An 18,799-nucleotide genomic window follows, 5' to 3' on the forward strand; every position below is an offset into this window, starting at 1 on the left:
CTGAGCCCGTGGCGCGTGCCGCTGCGCGCTGCCATCACGCCAACACCTACTGCGTGAACTGCGACCTGCTCGTCGGTCTCGACGATCTCCACGTGATTGACATCGACCGGGGTGATGGCGACCGATTGACTGTTCGGGTCGAGTCGGTGCGGATGGTGATGGGCTGCCGGACCTGCGGCGCGATCGCTCACTCCCACGGTCGACGCGAGGTGGTCCTAATCGACGCACCTTGCTTCGACCGGCCCGTGAAGATCGTGTGGCGCAAGCGGACCTGGCGCTGTGTCGAACCGGCCTGCCCGGTCGGCACGTTCACCGAGCAGAACCATACGGTGGCCGAGCCGCGGGCGCTGCTCACCGTGCGGGCGTGCTGGTGGGCGATCCGACAATTGCGGCGTGAGCACGCCTCCGTGCGCGGGATCGCCCGCCAGCTCGGCACGACATGGAACACGGTGTGGACCTCGATCCGTCCCCTGCTCAAGGCGATGGCCGATGACGACACGCGGTTCGACGGGGTCACCCGGCTCGGGGTCGATGAGCATGTCTGGCACCATGTCAGCGAACGACCCATCGACCAAGGGGGTCGCGGGCCGAAGATGCTGACCGGGATGGTCAACCTGACCACCGCCGCGAAGGGAAGGACACGAGCCCGGCTGCTCGACCTCGTCCCGGGCCGGTCCGGGCAGGCCTACGCCGACTGGCTCGAAGAACGCGGACCGGGCTTCCGTGACGGGATCAAGGAAGCGACCTTGGACCCGTTCCGCGGCTACAAGAACGCCATCGATGACAAGCTCGAGGATGCGACTGCGGTCCTGGATGCGTTCCACGTCGTCAAGCTCGGTTCCGCGGCCGTCGACGAGGTCCGTCGTCGCGTCCAGCAACAGATCCATGGCCACCGGGGCAGGAAGGGCGACCTGCTCTACGGCATCCGCACCATCTTGCGCTGCGGGGTCGAGAAACTCACCGACCGACAACGAGCGCGACTCGACCTCGCGATCGCCGCTGACGAACGCCACGACGAGGTTCTCGTCGCCTGGCTCTGCGCCCAGCAACTGCGAGTCGCCAACCAGGCCGACAGTCCCGCCGAGGGACGCAAGATCGCCGAGAAGGTCCTCGCTACCTTCCCGACGTGCCCGATCAAGGAGATCAAGCGACTCGGCAAGACGCTGCAGCAATGGCGCGAAGCCTTCCTCGCCTACTTCGACACCGGCCGCGCCAACAACGGCGGCACAGAGGCCATCAACGGACTCATCGAACTCCAACGCCGCATCGCACGAGGCTTCCGCAACCGCGATCACTACCGACTACGCATGCTGCTCATCGGAGGCGGACTCACCAGCCCCCACCTGAAGTAGGAAGAGCCGAATATCAAGCACGGGCATCGTCTCGCGCGCGGGCCGGTGGGGGCTGCGGCCCTCCCGGGTACCCCCCTCGAAAACACTTGACCTGGCGCAACTAATACATCAAGCGATTTCGAGGGGGTGCCGCCACGGCGGGGACTTCCCCGTCGAACCGAGGACATCGGCCCCAGCCGTGACCGCGCCCTGGACTCAGCCACTCGCCGGCTCGGGAACAGCCCCGCTCAGCCCCAGCGCTTCACGAACTCGATCGCCGCGGAGTCGACCTCCGCGGGGTTGGAGGCGCTCAGGAAGTGCTGCCCGCCCTCGATGGTTTCCAGACGCGCCTCGGGGGCGCGGGTGAACATCCGGATCTCCTCTTCGGCGTTCGCCACGGAGTACACCTGGTCCGCGGTGCCGTGCAGCCACAGGACGGGGCAGCGGACCTCGTCGAGCCTGCCGTGGAGCCCGTCGCGGTCGCGCAGGTTCACCGTGCTGAGGCGCAGGCGGTGGCGCCCGGCGTCACCGGCGTAGTTCGCACGGTAGACGGCGAGCCAGAACTCGCGTTCCTCGCCGGAGATGCCGCCCAGGGCCGCGTCGAACACGTCGTCCACGAACTGGTCCGGCACGACCCAGTCGTCGCCGACCGGGTCGGCGAAGGCGTCGACGATGGGGGTGTTGAACCCGATCCCGTCCCAGCACCCCAGGTCGCGGCTGCGTGGGCTCTCGAAGTCCATCGACGTGCCGAGCGCGATGACGCCCTTCACGACGTCAGGGGCGAGCAGCGCCATGCGGACCGCCACCCAGCCGCCTTGCGAGGTCCCCAGCACGAAGGCCTCGTGGATCCCGAGGGCCTCCAGGGCCTGTAGGTTCGCGACCGCGCTGTCCCAGTAGGTGAAGTGCTGGTACGAGGCCCTCGTGCGGCCGTGCCCGTAGGGCTCCAGGGCGAGCAGGTTGGCCGCGGACCCGAGCGCCGGGTCGGCGAACTGCGGCCGGTACAGCTCGGCCGAGGTGGTGTACGAGTTGATCAGGACCAGCGTCGGCAGGGCGGGGTCGTACGGCCTGGCGAAGGCGCACCCGACGGTCGACCCGCCCAGGTGGGGTATCTCGACGGTCCGCTCAATATTGCTCATCAATTACCTCTCGTATCGTAGATGGGGAATTTCAGCATCGATGAATTAGTTCAAGGCGCGGTGTCGGGGTGCGTTGACCCGCAGTACGATCAGCAACGCGGAGGCGAGCAACACGACACCAGAGACAGTGAATACGGTCGTGACGCCGCCGATACCGAACATCACCCCGCCCGCGGCAGCCCCGCCGGCGATAGCGGACTGCACGCCTACCACCACCAGCCCGCCCGCACTTTCCGCCTGGTCGGGCACCATGCGAGTGGCCCAGTTCGACCATGCCACCGACACGCCGCCAAAAGCGAGGCCCCAGAGGACCACCAGCGCCACATACCCGGCTCGCCCAGCGGGAAGCAGGGCCAAGCCCAGTGCCGCAACGCCCATCAGCACCGGCGTCAGCGTCAATGTCAGGCGCAGGCTGATCTCCAGAAGCCATCCGGCCACCAGCGTGCCCACGAAGTTCGCGACTCCGAAGACGAACAACAGCAGCGCCAACTCATCGACATCGACTTTCACCACGTTTTCCAGAGCGGGCCGGATATAGGTGAACAGCGCGTAGTGCCCAATGTGAACCAGCAGCATCCCGGCAATGCCCACCCCGAAGCCCGGACGTCGCAGCACCTCCCACAACGTGCCCAGCCGTGCCGTGCCATGGGGCGCCATGCGGGGCAGCGCGAACAATTGGAACACCAACGTCACCACCCCGAGTGCGGCCGCCGCCAGGAAGGTGCTGCGCCAACCGGACAGTTCGCCCAGGTAGCTGCCGAGCGGCACCGCCACGATGGTCGCCACCGCGATGCCGCTGAAGATGATCGATATCGCACGCGGAACCAGAGCCGCGGGCACCAGACGCATCGCCACCGCCGCCGCCATGCTCCAGAAGCCACCGAGTGCGACTCCCAGCAGGATCCGCATCAGCAACAGCACCATGATGTTGGCGGCGACGGCCACCAGCAGATTGGAGACAATCAACAGGACGGTGAAGCCGAGCAACACGATCCTTCGGTCGATCCTCCGGGTCAGGCTCGCCGTCAACAAGCCGGAGCACATCGCCGCCACCGCCGTGACGGTCACCGACTGCCCCACCAGAGCTTCCGATACTCCTAGGTCGGCGGCCATCGGAGTCAACAAACTGGCCGGCAGATATTCCGCCGTCAGCAATCCGAAAACACCGACCGCCAACGAGAACACCGCCGCCCACGACGATGAGACCGGTTCGGGCGGTACGGGTTTCGCATCGCCCGCTTCGCCGGGGCGGGCATCGGGCACCGTGGCGCACACATCACTGCTCAACTGTTTACTTCCCCTGAATCGCATGAGACGTTCAAGTCAAGCCTGCACGCGAAATTCAGGATGAGCTATGACAGAAAGTCCGCAATCTTTGACCGGGACTCCGGGCGGGGGTGCCGCAGCACAGTTCGCCCTGTCGTCCGACCTCATCAGCGAACTGCTGACCAGCATGCGGCTGCGCGGTGTTCGGTATCGTCGCGTCCATGTCGGCCCGCGGTTCGGCCTCAATTTCGACGCCAGGCCCGGACGCGCCTCTTTCCACTTCCTCGCCGTCGGCTCCGCCGTCCTGCGCACCGAGGACGGAACTGTCCACGAGCTCTCGGCCGGCAACGCCGTATTCATGCCCCACGGCGAGTCCCATCAGCTGCTCTCCGGTCCGGACATGCCGGTCCGGAGCATAGACAGCTTCGATGCCGTCACTCTCAGCGACTCGGTGTGCGACGTGGATGCCTGCCCGAGCGCCGACCCGACCCCCAGCGCGATCTTCTTCAACGGCTCCATGGAGTTCGACCTCGGCGGAATGCAGGGCCTCAGCCGGCTTATGCCCGATGTCATGCTGGTCGATGCCGAGGGGAAGCGTTACCCCGGGCTCATGCCGATCCTCACGTCCATGCGGCGCGAAGTCTGCGCCGAACGCGTGGGCTTCGCCGGAATTCTCGCCCGTCTGGCCGAAGTGGCGGCGGCCATGATCGTGCGGGGCTGGATCGAATGCGGATGCGACAATTCCGCCGGTCTCGTGGCCGCGTTGCGCGACCCCCGCCTGGCGTGCGCCATCCTGGCCCTGCACAGGCGGCCAGGCCATCACTGGACCGTGGCGGAACTGGCAGCGGAATGCAATGTCTCCCGATCCGTCTTCGCAGACCGATTCCAGACCACGATCGGCATGCCGCCCCTCCGTTACGCCACGGAGCTGCGGATGCTCCTCGCCGGCCAGTGGCTGGCCCAGGACACGTTGCCGATCCAGTCCGTGGCGCAACGCCTCGGCTACACCTCTCAGGCCGCTTTCAGCCGTGCCTTCAAACGCGTCACCGGCCGGCCGCCCGGGGCCAGCAGAGACACCGCGCGTCCGAAGGCTGCCGAGGAGGGCGACTGACAGCCGGCGGGGGCTGGACGGAGGCGGCCTCCGGTACTTGCCTCTGACGTTGACGTCAGGTTCTAGCTTGGCAGGGCCGCGCGATTCCGCACGGTGATGAGGTCCGGTCAAGGAGTATCGACGTGTCCATAAGCAGTAGTGCCGAGCGCGCGGCCCAGGTGCTGTCCCGTCCGTTCAGCGTGGGTGGACTCACCGTGCGGAATCGGATCGCTATGGCGCCGATGACCCGCATGTTCTCGCCGGGCGGGGTGCCCAATGCCGATGTCGTGGCGTACTACGCGCGTCGCGCCGCGGCCGGGGTGGGGCTGATCATTACCGAGGGGACCTATGTCGACCACCCCTCGGCGGGGCTGAGCGACAGCGTGCCGCGGTTCCACGGGGAGGACGCCCTGAACGGGTGGGCCGAGGTCGTGAAGCAGGTGCACAGCGCCGGTGGGCGGATCGCGCCGCAGATCTGGCATGTGGGGGTATCGCGGGAGGAGGGGGCGCCCCCGTACCCCGAGGCGCCCGTGCTGAGCCCGTCCGGCGTCGGGCTGAACGGGCAGCCGGTCGGGCGGGCGATGACGCGGGGCGACGTGGACGCGGTGATCGCCGCGTTCGCCGACGCGGCCGCCGCGGCCGAGCGGATCGGCTTTGACGGGGTCGAGCTCCACGGGGCTCATGGGTACTTGATCGACCAGTTCCTGTGGGGCGCCACCAACCGGCGTACGGACACGTACGGCGGCGACCCGGCGTCCCGGGTCCGCTTCGCGGCCGAGTTGGTGGCCGCCTGCCGTAAGGCCGTCTCCGCCGAGTTCCCGATCATCTTCCGTACCTCCCAGTGGAAGCAGGACCACTACGACGCGCGGATGGCCGAGACCCCGCAGGAGCTGGAGGCGCTGCTCACGCCGCTGGCCGAGGCGGGGGTGGATGTCTTCCACTCGTCCACCCGGCGCTACTGGACGCCGGAGTTCGAGGGCTCGGACCTGAACCTCGCGGGCTGGACGAAGAAGCTCACCGGGAAGTCGACGATCACGGTCGGCTCGGTCGGATTGAACCAGGACTTCCTGCCGACGTTCGTGCCGGGGACCGGCAGCGGGCCCGTCCAGGTGGCGGACATCGAGAACCTGCTGGACCGGCTGGAGCGGGACGAGTTCGATCTCGTGGCCGTCGGGCGGGCCCTGCTCGCCGACCCCGAGTGGGCCGAGAAGGTGCTGACCGGGCGCGCGGACGCGCTCGTGCCGTACTCCGTGGAGCAGCTCGGCACGCTGCACTGAGCCGTATGGAATGACCGGTTCAGCCCATGCGAATGGCCGGTTTCATACCTCGCTGAGAGGATTGAGCCGGTTCGCTCCCCTGGGAACCACGGAGAACAAGGAGAGCCGGTCATGTCCAAACGACTGCATGTGGGCAACTTGAGCTATCAGACGACGACACGGGACCTGGCGACCCTGTTCGGGCAGTTCGGCGAGGTGCTGGACGCGACCGTGATCACCGACCGGGAGAGCGGCCGCTCGCGGGGGTTCGGGTTCGTGGAGATGGACGAGGTGGCCGCGGAGAAGGCGATGGCCCAGCTCGACGGCTGTGAGATGGATGGCAGGGCGGTGACGGTCACCGAGGCGAGGGCGGTCTCACGCGGCACGCGCTGAGGAACGGCACATGTACGGAAGGCAAAAACGGAACGTGCCGTTCGCCACGTATCGCCGCTAGGACTTGCGGGTGGAGCAGTGTGCCGTGGTGGTATTGACCGATGCGATCCCCCACACGCATACCTTCACCCCAGTCCTCACATCCTCACAGCGGTTCACCTGGAGTTCACTACCGGAACCCGTACGAGGAACTCGCCGAGCTGGCCGACCCGTACGATCCGGACGATCCCCTGGGTCTCGGCCTGAGGTCGGACGATGACGACGCCGACCTCGGCGGGCGCAGAGACAAGCCGGCCGCCTCGGGCTCAGGGGACGACCGCGAGCAGTGGTCACCGCCCAACCACCGCCGCTCGTCCCGGCGTCGGCGCGGCCGCTTCCGGGCGGTGCCGCGCACCGCGAAGGCGCTGATCGGGCTGGCCGTGCTGGCGCTGCTGCTGGTGCTGGCCGACCGCTGCGCGGTGATGTACGCCGAGCGCAAGGCCGAGCAGGAGCTCCAGAAGAAGCTGAATCTGGCCACGGCACCGAACGTGACCATCCACGGCTTCCCGTTCCTCACCCAGGTGCTGGGCAAGGACCTCCAGCAGGTCGACATCGCCGTACCGGACGTGGCGGCCGACCGGGTCTCGATCGCCGAGGTGCGCGCCCAGGTCCAGGACATCCGGATCGTGGGGGACCTGCCCAGCTCCTTCAGGGGCGCGACGGTGGGCCGGATGAAGGGCGATGTGCTGCTGTCCTTCGAGGACCTCAGCCGTGAACTGGGCGCCTCCCAGGTGCGGTTCCGGGCGCTGGGGCCCAGTTCGGTGCGCGCGGACGGGAAGCTGCCGGTCGCGGACCGGCAGGTGTCGCTGCACGCCCAGGCACATATCCGGCGCCAGGGAGACCGTGGGATCTCCACCAGCGTCACCGATATGCGGCTGGACATCCCCGGGATCGCCACCTACCGGCCCGGCCCCGAGCCACGCCCCGGGCTGTATCTGCACAAGAAGGCGGCCAAGCAGATCAGCGAGGACTCCGAGAAGGCGAAGGCGCTGCTGTCGATCCCGTCGGTGGCGGAGAAGCTCGGGGTGCCGCCGGCGGAGGCGGGGCAGGCACTGAACGACGAGCGGAAGCTGGACGAGATCACGGGCTCGCCGCGGTTCGTCCCCGCGCTGCTCGCGGTCAACCTCGTCCAGGCGGCCAACGACCATCCCCAGCTGGCCAGGAAGCTCGGCATCGATCCGACGGTGGCGGCCGCGCTGGCGCGGATGAAGGTGCCGGAGCTGACGAACAAGCTGGAGCTCTCCTTCCAGCTGCCCGAAAAGGCCAAGGGCATCCGGCTGGCGAACATCGGTGTCTCCCCGGAGGGTATTCGGGCGGATCTGACCGGTGCGGGGCTGAAATTCGGGAAGACTCGCTGAACCTCGGTCCACCGGTCGATCGTGCCGTGCGTCACCGCGTCACCGCGTCGCCGGCAGCCGAACCTCGACGCTGAGGCCGCCCGCGGGGCCCGGGGCGGCGGTGACCGTGCCGCCGTGGGCGGTGGCGATGGAGCGGACGATGGACAGGCCCAGGCCGTGGCTGGGCGGCGTGGGACTGCGTCATCGCCGTCCTCGAACGTCGTGGCGAGATCGGCCTGCGCCGTGCGCTCGGCGCCACCCGCGGCCAGATCCGCACCCAGTTCCTCACCGAGTCGGTCATGCTCTCCGCCCTCGGCGGCATCGGCGGCGCCGCCCTCGGCGCGGGAGCGTCGGCGGGATACGCGCTCTCACAGAACTGGCAGGTGGTCGTCCCGCCCTGGGCACTGGCCGTCGGCGTCGGCGCCACCATGGCGATCGGCGCGCTCGCCGGCCTGTGGCCCGCCGTACGCGCGGCCCGGCTAGCGCCCCGGGCGGCGCTCTCCGGGCCGTAGAGAGCGCCTTAAGTAAACGCACAGCTCAGTCCGATCTCGCTCATGGACAGCGCTCCTAATGTCTTCCGTGTCGCAGCCGAACGGCTCCGGCAAAGGAAAAGAAACACCGAATTCCGAAAGGCGCCACCATGAGCTTCCACAAGATCGTCCCGGTCAAGCCCGCCCGTAAGGCCGAGCCGAAGAAGAAGCACCACGCCCCGAAGCCGGACCCGAAGAAGGGCCCGAAGAAGCCCCACCGCCGCCCCATCGGCGGCTGACCCACACACCACCAGGCGGGTCCGCGGCAGCGCGCCGCGGGCCCGCCTCGGCCATGTCCGGAGCCGAGCGGGAGAGACCGACCGTGACCTCGTACGAAGACCAGCCCACCATGCAGCTGCGCGCGCTCGGGTCCGACCCGGCCGGCGGCCTGGGACGGCATCGGCGCGCTGGGCGGCCGCGCCCTTACGGTCGTCATCAGCCGAAGGCGGCCCCGCAACTCCCCGACGAGTACCCGCCCGTGGCCGCGGGGGACGGCGAGCCCGGCGGCGAGGGGACCGCTCCGCGGCTGGCCGCGCGGCAGGCGTTCCGCCGGTTCTGGCCGCTCACCAGGGGCGACCGGCGCTGGCTGGTGCTCATCTGCGCCTGTGTGATCGCCGCGGCGCTCGCCGAGACCGCCGCGATCCTCCTCTTCTCCGATCTGACCGACAACGCCCTGCGGCAGGGCTCACTCAGCGCCTTCTGGGTTCCCGCCGCGCAGTGGCTCGCGGTCGCGGTGCTCGGCGCGGGCGTCGGCTATATGGGCAACTCGCTCGCCGTATGGACCGCGGAACGGTTCGTACTGCGGCTGCGGGCCCGGGTCTTCGCGCATGTGCAGGATCTGCCGCCGCACTTCTTCCAGCGGCACCGCCAGGGCGATCTGGTCGAACGGCTCACCGGGGACGTGGAGTCCATCGAGCAGATGGTGGTCTCCGGGGTGGTGAGCACCGTCTCCGCCGTCTTCAGCACGGTCTTCTTCTCCGTGGCCGCCTTCCGGCTGCGCTGGGACCTGGCGCTGGTCACCTTCCTCCTGGCGCCGCTGTTCTGGCTGGCGGCGCGGCGCTTCTCCGGACGGATCAGCTCGGTCGCGCGGGATGAGCGGGTCGCCGACGGCGCGATCACCTCCGTCGTCGAGGAGTCGCTCGGCAACGTCGTGCTGACGCAGGCGTACCACCGTAAGGACGCCGAGGAGCGGCGGCTGGGCCGGGAGGCCGGCGCGTGGATGCGGGCGTCGGTGGCCGGTGCCCGGATGAGCGAGCTGTACGAGCAGCTGGTCGAGGTCATCGAGACGCTGTGCGTGCTCGCCGTGATCGGGCTCGGCGCCTGGGAGATCTCCCAGGACCGGATGACCATCGGCCAGCTGCTGGCCTTCGCCGCCTTCCTCGGCTACCTCTATCCGCCGATCCGCAACCTCGGACAGCTCGGTCTCACCCTTACGGCCGCCACCGCGGGCGCCGAGCGGCTGGCGGAGATCCTCGACGCCGAGCCCGCCGTGAGCGATCCGCCGCCGGGGGCCGCGATGGCGCCGTGGCGGGTGCACGGCACGGTGGAGTTCGACGGTGTCGGCTTCCGCTACCCCGGGGGCGACCGGCGCACCCTGGCCGGGGTCTCGTTCACCGCCCGGCCGGGTGAGTTCGTGCTGGTCACCGGGGCGAGCGGAGCGGGCAAGTCCACCGTCTCCAAGCTGCTGACCCGCTTCTACGACCCGGCGGAGGGGTTCGTACGGCTCGACGGCGTACCGCTGTACGCGATGCCGCTGGGCTTTCTGCGGACGCATGTGACGCTGCTGCCGCAGGAGACGCTCATCCTGCACGACACCATCCGCGAGAACATCGCCTGCGGCCGCCCCGGGGCCACCGAGCACGAGATCGTCCGGGCGGCGCGGGACGCCGCCGCGCACGACTTCATCGCGGCGCTGCCCGAGGGCTACGACACCCGGATCGACCCGCATACGGCGCGGCTGTCCGGCGGTCAGCTCCAGCGCGTCGCCATCGCCCGCGCGATGCTGCGCGACGCGCCGGTCCTCGTCCTGGACGAGCCCACGACGGGTCTGGACGCGCTGGCCGCGCGGCGGGTCGTACGGCCACTGCGGCGGCTGATGTCCGGCCGCACCACGATCATGATCACCCACGATCTGAATCTGGCGCCGGACGCGGACCGCATCCTGGTGCTGGACCACGGGCGGGTCGTGGAGACGGGCACACACCACGAACTGCTGGCGCTGGGCGGGACGTACGCGCGGCTGCACGGCTCCGGGGACGGGTCGCCGACCGGCTCCCTGACCGGGACGGGCCCGCAGCCGACGCTCCGGCTCGGGCCGCTCTGACGGGGGTGGGCCGCCGCCCCGGGAACCCGAGCCGGGCCACGCTCAGCCCAGCGCGATCCCCGGCGGAGCCGTAGGCGCGCCCGGGAGCCTGAGCCAGGCGACCGTGCCGCCGCCCGGGGCCGGTTCCAGCCCCACCTGGCCGCCCGACTGCTGGACCGTACGGGCCACGATCGACAGCCCGAGGCCCGAGCCGGGCATGCTGCGGGCGGACGGGGAGCGCCAGAAGCGCTCGAAGACATGCGGCAGTTCCTCGGCGGGGATGCCGGGGCCATGGTCGCGCACCCGTACCTCTCCGCTTCTGAGGACGACGTCGACCACACCACCCGAAGGGCTGAACTTCACGGCGTTGTCCAGCAGATTGACCAGCGCCCGCTCCAGGGCGGTCACCTCGCCGCGGACGTACCAGGGTTCGATCGAGGCGTTGATCGTGAGATGCGCGCCGCGCAGCCGGGCCCGCTCCAGGGCCGTCCGTGCCACCTCGTGCAGGGCGACCACCTGCGGGGGCCCGCTGCCGGGCGCGGCGTCGGGGCGGGACAGCTCCTGGAGATCCCCGATCAGCGCCGCCAGCTCGGTCATCTGCGCCTTGACGCTCCCCATGAGCGCCTTACGGTCGGCGGGCGGCAGCGCGCGGCCGGTCTCCTCGCTGCGCGCGAGCAGCTCGATATTGGTCCGCAGCGAGGTCAGCGGGGTGCGCAGCTCATGCCCCGCGTCCGCGATCAGCTGCTGCTGACGGTCGCGGGAGGAGGCGAGGGCCGCCGTCATGGAGTTGAACGACCGGGACAGCCGGGCGATCTCGTCATCGCCCTCCGTCGGGATGCGCACGGCCAGGTCCTCGGTGCGGGCCACATGCTCGACCGCCTCGGTCAGCCGGTCCACCGGCTTGAGCCCGGTCCTGGCGATCCACAGGCCCGCCGCTCCCGCGCCCACCACGCCGACCCCGGCGACCAGGGCGAGGACCAGCGCGAGCGTGTTCAGCGGATGCGCGACCTCGCTCAGCGGGCGCGCCATGGAGACGGCGATCCCGCGCGGCAGCGGGCTGCCGGGCCCGGAGGCCGGCCGGTAGGTGAAGACCCGCATGTCCTCGCCGCCCGCGCCCGTCGCGTCGTGCAGCGCGCTCGGCCGCTCCCCGACGGCCACGGCCACATCGGCGGTGGTCACCGGCAGCTTGGTCGCCCCGGGCTGGGTGCAGCGGCTCCCGTCGGCCAGCACGATCTGCACGGAGTACGAGCCGAGGGCGTGCGGGGTGCGGTCGTCGGCGCCGTCGGGGCTCTGGCACGCCTCCAGGATGCTCAGCACATTGCGCTCGTCCACCGTGACGTTGCGCAGGGACGAGTCGAGTTGGGCGCTGAGCTGCTCCCGGACGATCAGCCAGGACGCGAACGCGGACACCGCCACCGCGACCGCGACCGCCACGGCGGTCAGCAGGGCCAGCCGCGAGCGCAGCGGCAGTCTGCGGAACCTCACGAGGGCTCGCCCTCCGCGGGCCGCAGGACGTACCCCACCCCGCGCACGGTGTGCACGAGCCGCGGCTCGCCGCCCGCCTCGGTCTTGCGGCGCAGATACATCACGTACACGTCCAGCGAGTTGGACGACGGCTCGAACTCGAAGCCCCACACCGCCTTCAGGATCTGCTCACGGGTGAGCACCTGGCGGGGATGGGCCAGGAACATCTCCAGCAGGGTGAACTCGGTCCGGGTCAGCTCCACGCGGCGCGCGCCCCGGACGACCTCGCGGGTGGTCAGGTCCATCCGCAGGTCGCCGAAGGCCAGCACGTCCCCCTCGGGCGGCGCCGCGCCCTGCTGGGCGGCGTAGGAGCTGCGGCGGAGCAGGGCGCGGATGCGGGCCAGCAGTTCGTCCAGTTCGAAGGGTTTGACGAGGTAGTCGTCGGCGCCCGCGTCGAGTCCGGTGACCCGGTCGCCGACCGTGTCCCGCGCGGTGAGCATGAGGATCGGCAGCGTCACCCCGGTGGCGCGCAGCCGCCGCGCGGCGGTCAGCCCGTCCATCCGGGGCATCAGCACATCGAGCACGATCAGCTCGGGGTCGTAGGAGCCGACCTTGCCCAGCGCGTCCAGTCCGTCCACGGCGGTCTCGGTCGCGTACCCCTCGAAGACGAGGCTGCGCTGAAGGGCTTCCCGGACGGCCGGCTCGTCGTCGACGATCAGGATGCGGGCCGGCTGATCGCCATGGTCGGCGGGGCTCATGGGTCGGTTTCCTCAAAGCGGGTGACGGTGGGGCGGGGAGGTGGCCGCGGCGGGCTGTGCGGCGCTGCTGCCAGCCTCGCACGTCCATCAGGTGTTGCTGTCACTTCCGCCCGCGCGGAGGGAGGCGAGATCGGACTTGACGGTGTTGATCGGGATCGAGAAGCCGAGGCCGACGCTGCCCGCGCTGCTGGAGTTCTGACCCGAGGCGGCGGAGTACATCGCGGAGTTGATGCCGATGACCTGGCCGCTCATGTTGATCAGCGCGCCGCCGGAGTTTCCGGGGTTGAGCGAGGCGTCGGTCTGGATGGCCTTGTAGGTGGTGGTCGAGGAGCCGACGTCGCCGTTGTACCGGCCGCCGCCGAACTCGAACGGCCACTGCCCGCCGCCGCCCGGCCCCTGGCCGTCCTGGCCCTGGCCCTGGTCCGTGGAGACGGTGACGTCACGGTCGAGCGCGGAGACGATGCCGCTGGTGACGGTGCCGGTGAGGCCCTCCGGCGAGCCGATGGCCACCACCTGGTCGCCCACCGTGACCTTGCCGGAGTCGCCGAGGGACGCGGCCTTCAGCCCGCTCGCGCCCTCCACCTTGATCAGGGCGAGGTCCTTCTTGCTGTCGGTGCCGACGACCGTCGCGGTCTTCTTGCTGCCGTCGCTGAAGGTCACCTTGATCGCGTCGGCGCCGGAGACCACGTGGTTGTTGGTGATGATCTCGCCGCCGCTGGTGATGACCACGCCGGAGCCGGTGGACTGGCCGCTGCTGCCGCTGGCGCTGACCTCCACGATGCTGGGGCTGACGGCCGCCGCGACGGCCGAAACCCCGCTGTGGCTGGTGGAGTTGGCGTTGACCACGGGGGTGGAGACCGTGGTGTCGGACTTCTGGGTGGCGTTGGTGACCAGCGCGGCCGCCCCGCCGCCCACGAGCGCCGAGACCGCCGCCACGGCCGCGATCAGCGCGACCGGCCGCGAGACCCGCGCCCTGCGCCGTCCCCCGCCCCCGTGCGCCTCCTCACTCGTGAACGCGCCGCCGTCCTCCCCCGCGCCGTTCCCGCCACCGCCACTGCCGTCACCCGGCCATACGGTGACCCCGGACGGCGTGGTGACCGGCTGCTGAGGCTGATACGCGGGCGGATCGGGGTACCCGGCACCGCCACCGTACGCGTAGGGATAGGGCTCGTCTGCGCCGCTGCGGCGTGTGCTGTCCGTCATGTCTATGACTGTGCGTCCGGAGTATGAGAGTCACCTGAGGACCCGCTGAGAACCCCACCAGAAGTCGGTATGCCCGACATAAGAGTGTCGCCGGGGGTCAGGGTCGCCGAGGGTCAGGTGTCGCCGGGAGTCAGGCGCGCACGGCGGCCAGACACTCGTCGTAGAGGTCCAGGATGTCGCCCTTACCGTCGTTGTCGACCCATGCCATCGATGCGGCGTCCAGGCATGCGAACGCCGTCGCGAGCACCGCGCGGGCCCTCGGATCCGCACCGCCGACGGCGACGCCCATGCGCGCCTCGACGAGCGGCAGCAGCTCCTCCTGGAACCGCAGCCGCTTTTCGAGCCAACCGGCACGCAGCGAGGCCGTGTTGTGCAGGAGGCGGAACCGCTCCAGGGCCTGTTCGCGGCTGTCGTGCAGGGCCAGTACCGCGGCGACCCCCGCGCGCAGCGCCTCCCAGACACCGGCCTCGGCGGGCTGTTCGCCGATCGTCTCCGTCAGGACTCGCCCGAACCGGCCCTGGTCGCCGCCGAGAAGGTCCTCCTTGGTGCCGAAGTAGCGGAAGAGGGTGCGCTGGGAGACACCGGCCTCCCGGGCGATCTGGGCGATGGTCGTCTCGTCGTAGCCCTGCTCGGTGAACAGGCGCAGGGCCGTCTCGAGGATCTCCTGGGAGGCCAGCTGCCGCGTCCGGTCCCAGAGCGTGGCCGGTGCGCCCGCCGCCGCCTTGGCTTCCTGCTTCATGCCACCAGATTAGCTCAGCACTGCCAGGCTGGCGTTCACACTACTTCTGGCAGTCTCTGCCAAGCTGACGTACGCTGCCACCAAAAGGTCCCCCAGGAACACGCGAAGGAACGCATCATGTCCGCACCCGCAGCTCTGATCACCGGTGGCACCAGTGGCATCGGTAAGGCGACCGCCGAACTGCTCCACTCCCGCGGCTACCGCGTGATGGTCACCGGCGTCGGCAACGCCGCCGACGCCGGACTTCCCGAGGACGTCATGGTCGTCCGGGCCGACGCGCGGTCCCTGCCGGACCTCGACCACGCGATGGACCGGGCACGCACCCGATTCGGCTCCCTCGACCTGCTCTTCCTCAACGCGGGCATCTCCCGTCCCGGCCCGATCGAGTCAACCGACGAGGACGCCTTCGACGCGCTGTTCGACATCAACGTCAAGGGCACGTTCTTCACCCTGCAAAAGGCGCTACCGCTCCTCAACGAGGGCGCCTCGGTCGTGTTCACCGTGGGCGCCGGTGAAGGGATCGGAGCCGCCATGACGGCCGCCAAGGGCGCCCTGCTGCCCCTCATGCGGTCCCTCGCGCTCGAACTCGCTCCCCGCCGCATCCGCGTCAACGCCGTCAGCCCAGGAATGATCAACACCCCTGCCTACAGCAAGCTGGGCGTCTCCCAGGAAATGATCGACTCCTGGGCCGGGGACATCCCGCTCGGCCGCGTCGGCGCTCCCGCCGACATCGCCGAAGCCGTCGCCTTCCTCGCCTCGGACGCCGCCGGCTACATCACCGGCGACAACCTCACCGTCTCCGGAGGCATCGGCGTCCACTCCCGCCCCTGACGAGCGCAAGCGCGAGGCGCTATGCGCAGCCGCAGGAGTGGCGGACCACCAGGGCCGACGGGAACTGCTTCACGCGTTCGCGGCGCGAGCCGGAGAGGCGGACTCCGTCGTCCAGGACGAGATCGACCGCGGCGCGCGCCATCGCGGGACGGTCGGAGCCGACCGTGGTCAGCGGGGGGTCGGTGAGGTGGGCTTCCTTCACATCGTCGAAACCGGCCACCGCCAGCTCGCCGGGGACATCGATCCGCAGCTCACGCGCCGCCCGCAGCACCCCGAACGCCTGGTCGTCGGTGGCGCAGAAGATGGCCGGTGGCCGGTCGGGGCCGGCGAGCAGATCGAGGGCGACCTTATAGGCGTCGTAGCGGTTGTAAGGAGCCTGGAAGAGCCGCCCCTCGGTCGACCGCCCGGCCTCGTGCATCGCGCGGCGCCAGCCCTCCACATGGTCGGTGACCGGGTCGCCGACGGTCGGGGTTATCTCGGTGCCGCCGAGGCAGGCCACATAGTCATGGCCGTGCTCCAGCAGATGCCGCACCGCGAGCTGCGCGCCGCCGACGTCGTCCAGCACCACCGCCACGTCGTCGATCGCCTCGGGCCGCTCGTGCAGCAGCACCACCCGGGCGTCCCACGCCTCGATCTCCGCCGCCGCGTTCTCGCTCGGGCCCTGGCTGATGAGGATCAGCCCGGACACCCGCATCCCCAGGAAGGCGCGCAGATAGTGCACCTCGCGCTCGTCCAGGTAGTCCGAGTTGCCGACCAGCACCATCTTTCCGCGCTCGGCGGCCGCCTGCTCGACGGCGTGCGCCATCTCCGCGAAGAACGGCTGCCGGGCGTCCGGAACGATCAGCCCTATGAGATCGGTCCGGCGGCTCGCCATCGCCTGCGCGACCCGGTCCGGCCGGTAGCCGAGCTCCTTGATCGCGGCGAGCACCCGCTCGCGCGTGGCCGGGGCGACCGGCCGGGGTCCGTTATTGATGACGTAACTGACGACCGCGGTCGACGTTCCCGCAAGCCTTGCCACATCATCCCGCGTCACCTTGGCCACGCGCGAAGTCTACGCGGGTCCAGCTAGCTGTTGGCCGGTCGTGCGGGAGCGGTCCTCGCCGTAGAGCCGACCGCGCCGTCGGGGAGCCCGCCCCGTGCCGCGCCGCCCGCTCCGGCGTCCCGCGCCGCGGCCTTGGCCCGGGCTTCCTCGGCGGCGCGCTCGACCTTCTCCGGCGCGACGAAGCGGTAGCCCACGTTTCGCACCGTGCCGATCAGGGACTCGTGCTCCGGACCCAGCTTGGCGCGCAGCCGCCGGACGTGGACGTCCACGGTGCGGGTGCCGCCGAAGTAGTCGTAGCCCCAGACCTCCTGGAGCAGCTGCGCCCGGGTGAAGACCCGGCCGGGGTGCTGGGCGAGGTACTTCAGCAGCTCGAACTCCTTGAATGTGAGATCGAGCACACGCCCCTTGAGCTTGGCGCTGTAGGTGGCCTCGTCGACCGACAGATCGCCGTTGCGGATCTCCATCGGGCTGTCGTCGGTGGTGATCTGCTGGCGGCCCATGGCCAGCCGCAGCCGGGCCTCGACCTCCGCCGGGCCCGCGGTGTCCAGCATGACGTCGTCGACGCCCCAGTCCGCGGTGACGGCGGCGAGCCCGCCCTCGGTCACCACCAGGATCAGCGGACAGCCGGGGCCGGTGGACCGCAGCAGCTGGCACAGGCTGCGCACCTGCGGCAGATCGCGGCGGCCGTCGATCAGGATGACGTCGGCACCCGGGGTGTCCACCAGGGCCGGGCCCTCGGCGGGGGCCACCCGCACGCTGTGCAGCAGCAGGCCGAGGGCGGGGAGCACCTCCGTCGAGGGCTGGAGTGCGTTGGTCAGCAGCAGGAGGGAACTCATCGTCCATCACCTGCCCCGGCCGTCTTCTCGAGGTTGTGCACGCTTCGCTCGCCCATTACGTCGGTTCCTCCTCGGTCCCTTGCGAGAGGGGCACCTCCCAGGCCGTGCCCGGGGGAGTCTGCGGCTACTACTTCGTACGGTCACGCTCCGCGCCCTTGGAGCGACGGTGCGCTCAAACGCGCACCCCGCCCTGAAAGCACAAAAGGACCCGGGGGCTACGTTGCCCGGATCCTCTTCACGACAGAATAACCCACATGACATGCGCCGGAGAGGCTCAATCCGCTCCCCGTTGTCCTTCCGCGGTCATCGCGGGCGAGCAACGGGCCATGCTGCTGACCGATGACGCGGTCTCGATCGAGGCGCGCTACGAACCTTCCCCCACCCTCGGCGCCGAACCCTCCGGCCAGCTCGCGCTGGTGGTCGGGCACGGCTTCTCCGGCGCCCTGGAGCGCCCCGCGCTACGGCGGGTGGCGTCGGAGTTTCAGCAGCGTACGGCCGTGATCACGTTTTCGTTCCGGGGTCATGGGCGGTCCGGCGGACGGTCCACGGTCGGCGATCGCGAGGTGCTGGACCTGGCCGCCGCGGTGCGCTGGGCGCGTCGGCTCGGACATCGGCGGGTGGCCACGGTCGGCTTCTCGATGGGCGGGTCGGTGGTGATCCGGCAGGCGGCGCTCTACGGGAAGATCGAAGAAATCCAGCCGTTGCAAGACGTACACGAGGGGGAGCGCACAGGGCGCTCGCCGGGGCGCACGGACGGCGTACTCGGGTCCGCCGGGTCCGCCGATGGCGCCGCGCCCGCCGGGGCGACCGACGGCGCCGCGCCCGATGCCGTCGTCGCCGTGAGCTCACCCGCCCGCTGGTACTACCGCGGCACCGCGCCCATGCGGCGGCTCCACTGGGCGATCACCCGGCCGACCGGGCGGCTGGTCTCGCGCTACGGGCTGCGCACCCGCATCGACCCCGGCGGCTGGGCCGTCGACCCGCTGTCCCCGGTGGCCGCGGCGCCGCTGATCGCGCCGACCCCGCTGCTGATCGTGCACGGCGACCGGGACCCGTACTTCCCGCTGGACCATCCGCGGATGCTGGCGTCGGCGGCGGACCCGTCCACCTCGGAGCTGTGGATCGAGCCGGGCTACGGCCACGCCGAGACCGCCGCCTCCCCCGATCTGCTGGCCCGCATCGCCGACTGGGCCACGGCCCACGCCTGACCCCGTCCCCGAGCGGCCCCCGAACGGCCCCCGAACGG

Annotated in this window: 17 protein-coding genes and 2 pseudogenes; 10 read left to right on the forward strand and 9 right to left on the reverse strand. The window is 70.4% G+C overall.

What is annotated here, in order from left to right; genetic code table 11:
- Nucleotides 1-8: 8 nt before the first annotated feature.
- Nucleotides 9-1,352, forward strand: coding sequence for an ISL3 family transposase (locus ABD329_RS29570; protein ID WP_344317157.1), 1,344 nt, complete (start codon nucleotides 9-11; stop codon nucleotides 1,350-1,352).
- Between the two features lie 227 nt (nucleotides 1,353-1,579).
- On the opposite strand, the gene ABD329_RS29575 is transcribed toward ABD329_RS29570, so the two are convergent.
- Together ABD329_RS29575 and ABD329_RS29580 are read right to left on the reverse strand one after the other, a co-directional pair.
- Nucleotides 1,580-2,467, reverse strand: coding sequence for an alpha/beta fold hydrolase (locus ABD329_RS29575; protein ID WP_198277303.1), 888 nt, complete (start codon nucleotides 2,465-2,467; stop codon nucleotides 1,580-1,582).
- Nucleotides 2,468-2,512: 45 nt separating this feature from the next.
- Nucleotides 2,513-3,754 (reverse strand): MFS transporter, encoded by a 1,242-nt coding sequence (locus ABD329_RS29580; RefSeq protein WP_198277304.1) that lies wholly within the window; start codon nucleotides 3,752-3,754, stop codon nucleotides 2,513-2,515.
- 67 nt (nucleotides 3,755-3,821) lie between these two features.
- Here ABD329_RS29580 and ABD329_RS29585 point away from each other — a divergent pair, with 67 nt between their 5' ends.
- From ABD329_RS29585 to ABD329_RS29600, 4 genes are all read left to right on the forward strand, one after another.
- Nucleotides 3,822-4,844, forward strand: coding sequence for an AraC family transcriptional regulator (locus ABD329_RS29585; protein ID WP_198277305.1), 1,023 nt, complete (start codon nucleotides 3,822-3,824; stop codon nucleotides 4,842-4,844).
- Nucleotides 4,845-4,966: 122 nt separating this feature from the next.
- Nucleotides 4,967-6,100: an NADH:flavin oxidoreductase gene (locus ABD329_RS29590; RefSeq protein ID WP_198277306.1), complete on the forward strand. Its 1,134-nt coding sequence runs from the start codon at nucleotides 4,967-4,969 to the stop codon at nucleotides 6,098-6,100.
- A 111-nt stretch (nucleotides 6,101-6,211) separates the two neighbouring features.
- The gene (locus ABD329_RS29595; RefSeq protein ID WP_020869496.1) at nucleotides 6,212-6,472 is read left to right on the forward strand and encodes an RNA recognition motif domain-containing protein; all 261 of its coding nucleotides are present in this window, start codon (nucleotides 6,212-6,214) and stop codon (nucleotides 6,470-6,472) included.
- Between the two features lie 101 nt (nucleotides 6,473-6,573).
- Complete coding sequence (locus ABD329_RS29600; RefSeq protein WP_198277307.1) at nucleotides 6,574-7,869, forward strand: LmeA family phospholipid-binding protein; 1,296 nt, start codon at nucleotides 6,574-6,576, stop codon at nucleotides 7,867-7,869.
- 39 nt (nucleotides 7,870-7,908) lie between these two features.
- On the opposite strand, the pseudogene ABD329_RS29605 reads toward ABD329_RS29600, so the two are convergent.
- Nucleotides 7,909-8,034: pseudogene (locus ABD329_RS29605) on the reverse strand (ATP-binding protein); the annotation flags it as partial.
- Between the two features lie 14 nt (nucleotides 8,035-8,048).
- On the opposite strand from ABD329_RS29605, the pseudogene ABD329_RS29610 reads away from it, so the two are divergent.
- The 3 genes and pseudogenes from ABD329_RS29610 to ABD329_RS29620 all read left to right on the forward strand — a co-directional run.
- Nucleotides 8,049-8,360, forward strand: a pseudogene (locus ABD329_RS29610) (ABC transporter permease); the annotation flags it as partial.
- A 128-nt stretch (nucleotides 8,361-8,488) separates the two neighbouring features.
- Entirely contained in the window at nucleotides 8,489-8,617 is a 129-nt protein-coding gene (locus tag ABD329_RS29615) for a hypothetical protein (RefSeq protein WP_014053944.1), read from the forward strand.
- 110 nt (nucleotides 8,618-8,727) lie between these two features.
- Complete coding sequence (locus ABD329_RS29620) at nucleotides 8,728-10,701, forward strand: ABC transporter ATP-binding protein (RefSeq protein WP_198277311.1); 1,974 nt, start codon at nucleotides 8,728-8,730, stop codon at nucleotides 10,699-10,701.
- Nucleotides 10,702-10,743: 42 nt separating this feature from the next.
- Here ABD329_RS29620 and ABD329_RS29625 read toward each other — a convergent pair whose 3' ends face one another.
- The 4 genes from ABD329_RS29625 to ABD329_RS29640 form a co-directional block, all read right to left on the reverse strand.
- Nucleotides 10,744-12,165, reverse strand: coding sequence for a sensor histidine kinase (locus ABD329_RS29625; RefSeq protein ID WP_198277308.1), 1,422 nt, complete (start codon nucleotides 12,163-12,165; stop codon nucleotides 10,744-10,746).
- Nucleotides 12,162-12,902 carry a response regulator transcription factor gene (locus ABD329_RS29630; protein WP_198277309.1) on the reverse strand — a complete coding sequence of 247 codons (741 nt, stop codon included), beginning with the start codon at nucleotides 12,900-12,902 and terminating at the stop codon, nucleotides 12,162-12,164. Before ABD329_RS29630 ends, ABD329_RS29625 begins: the two co-directional genes overlap by 4 nt.
- Nucleotides 12,903-12,989: 87 nt before the next feature.
- Entirely contained in the window at nucleotides 12,990-14,105 is a 1,116-nt protein-coding gene (locus ABD329_RS29635; protein ID WP_344317159.1) for a S1C family serine protease, read from the reverse strand.
- Between the two features lie 130 nt (nucleotides 14,106-14,235).
- Nucleotides 14,236-14,844, reverse strand: a complete 609-nt coding sequence (locus tag ABD329_RS29640; protein WP_198281396.1) for a TetR/AcrR family transcriptional regulator — start codon at nucleotides 14,842-14,844, stop codon at nucleotides 14,236-14,238.
- 117 nt (nucleotides 14,845-14,961) lie between these two features.
- Between ABD329_RS29640 and ABD329_RS29645 the strand changes: the two genes are divergently transcribed.
- Nucleotides 14,962-15,675, forward strand: a complete 714-nt coding sequence (locus tag ABD329_RS29645) for an SDR family NAD(P)-dependent oxidoreductase (protein WP_198281397.1) — start codon at nucleotides 14,962-14,964, stop codon at nucleotides 15,673-15,675.
- A gap of 19 nt (nucleotides 15,676-15,694) precedes the next feature.
- Here ABD329_RS29645 and ABD329_RS29650 read toward each other — a convergent pair whose 3' ends face one another.
- Together ABD329_RS29650 and ABD329_RS29655 are read right to left on the reverse strand one after the other, a co-directional pair.
- Nucleotides 15,695-16,717 carry a LacI family DNA-binding transcriptional regulator gene (locus ABD329_RS29650; protein WP_198281398.1) on the reverse strand — a complete coding sequence of 341 codons (1,023 nt, stop codon included), beginning with the start codon at nucleotides 16,715-16,717 and terminating at the stop codon, nucleotides 15,695-15,697.
- Between the two features lie 23 nt (nucleotides 16,718-16,740).
- The gene (locus ABD329_RS29655; RefSeq protein ID WP_198281399.1) at nucleotides 16,741-17,553 is read right to left on the reverse strand and encodes a response regulator transcription factor; all 813 of its coding nucleotides are present in this window, start codon (nucleotides 17,551-17,553) and stop codon (nucleotides 16,741-16,743) included.
- Between the two features lie 326 nt (nucleotides 17,554-17,879).
- Between ABD329_RS29655 and ABD329_RS29660 the strand changes: the two genes are divergently transcribed.
- Entirely contained in the window at nucleotides 17,880-18,761 is an 882-nt protein-coding gene (locus ABD329_RS29660; protein WP_425574395.1) for an alpha/beta hydrolase, read from the forward strand.
- Nucleotides 18,762-18,799 lie beyond the last annotated feature (38 nt).

Source organism: Streptomyces javensis, from assembly GCF_039525925.1.
In the GTDB taxonomy this organism is placed as follows: domain Bacteria; phylum Actinomycetota; class Actinomycetes; order Streptomycetales; family Streptomycetaceae; genus Streptomyces; species Streptomyces asiaticus.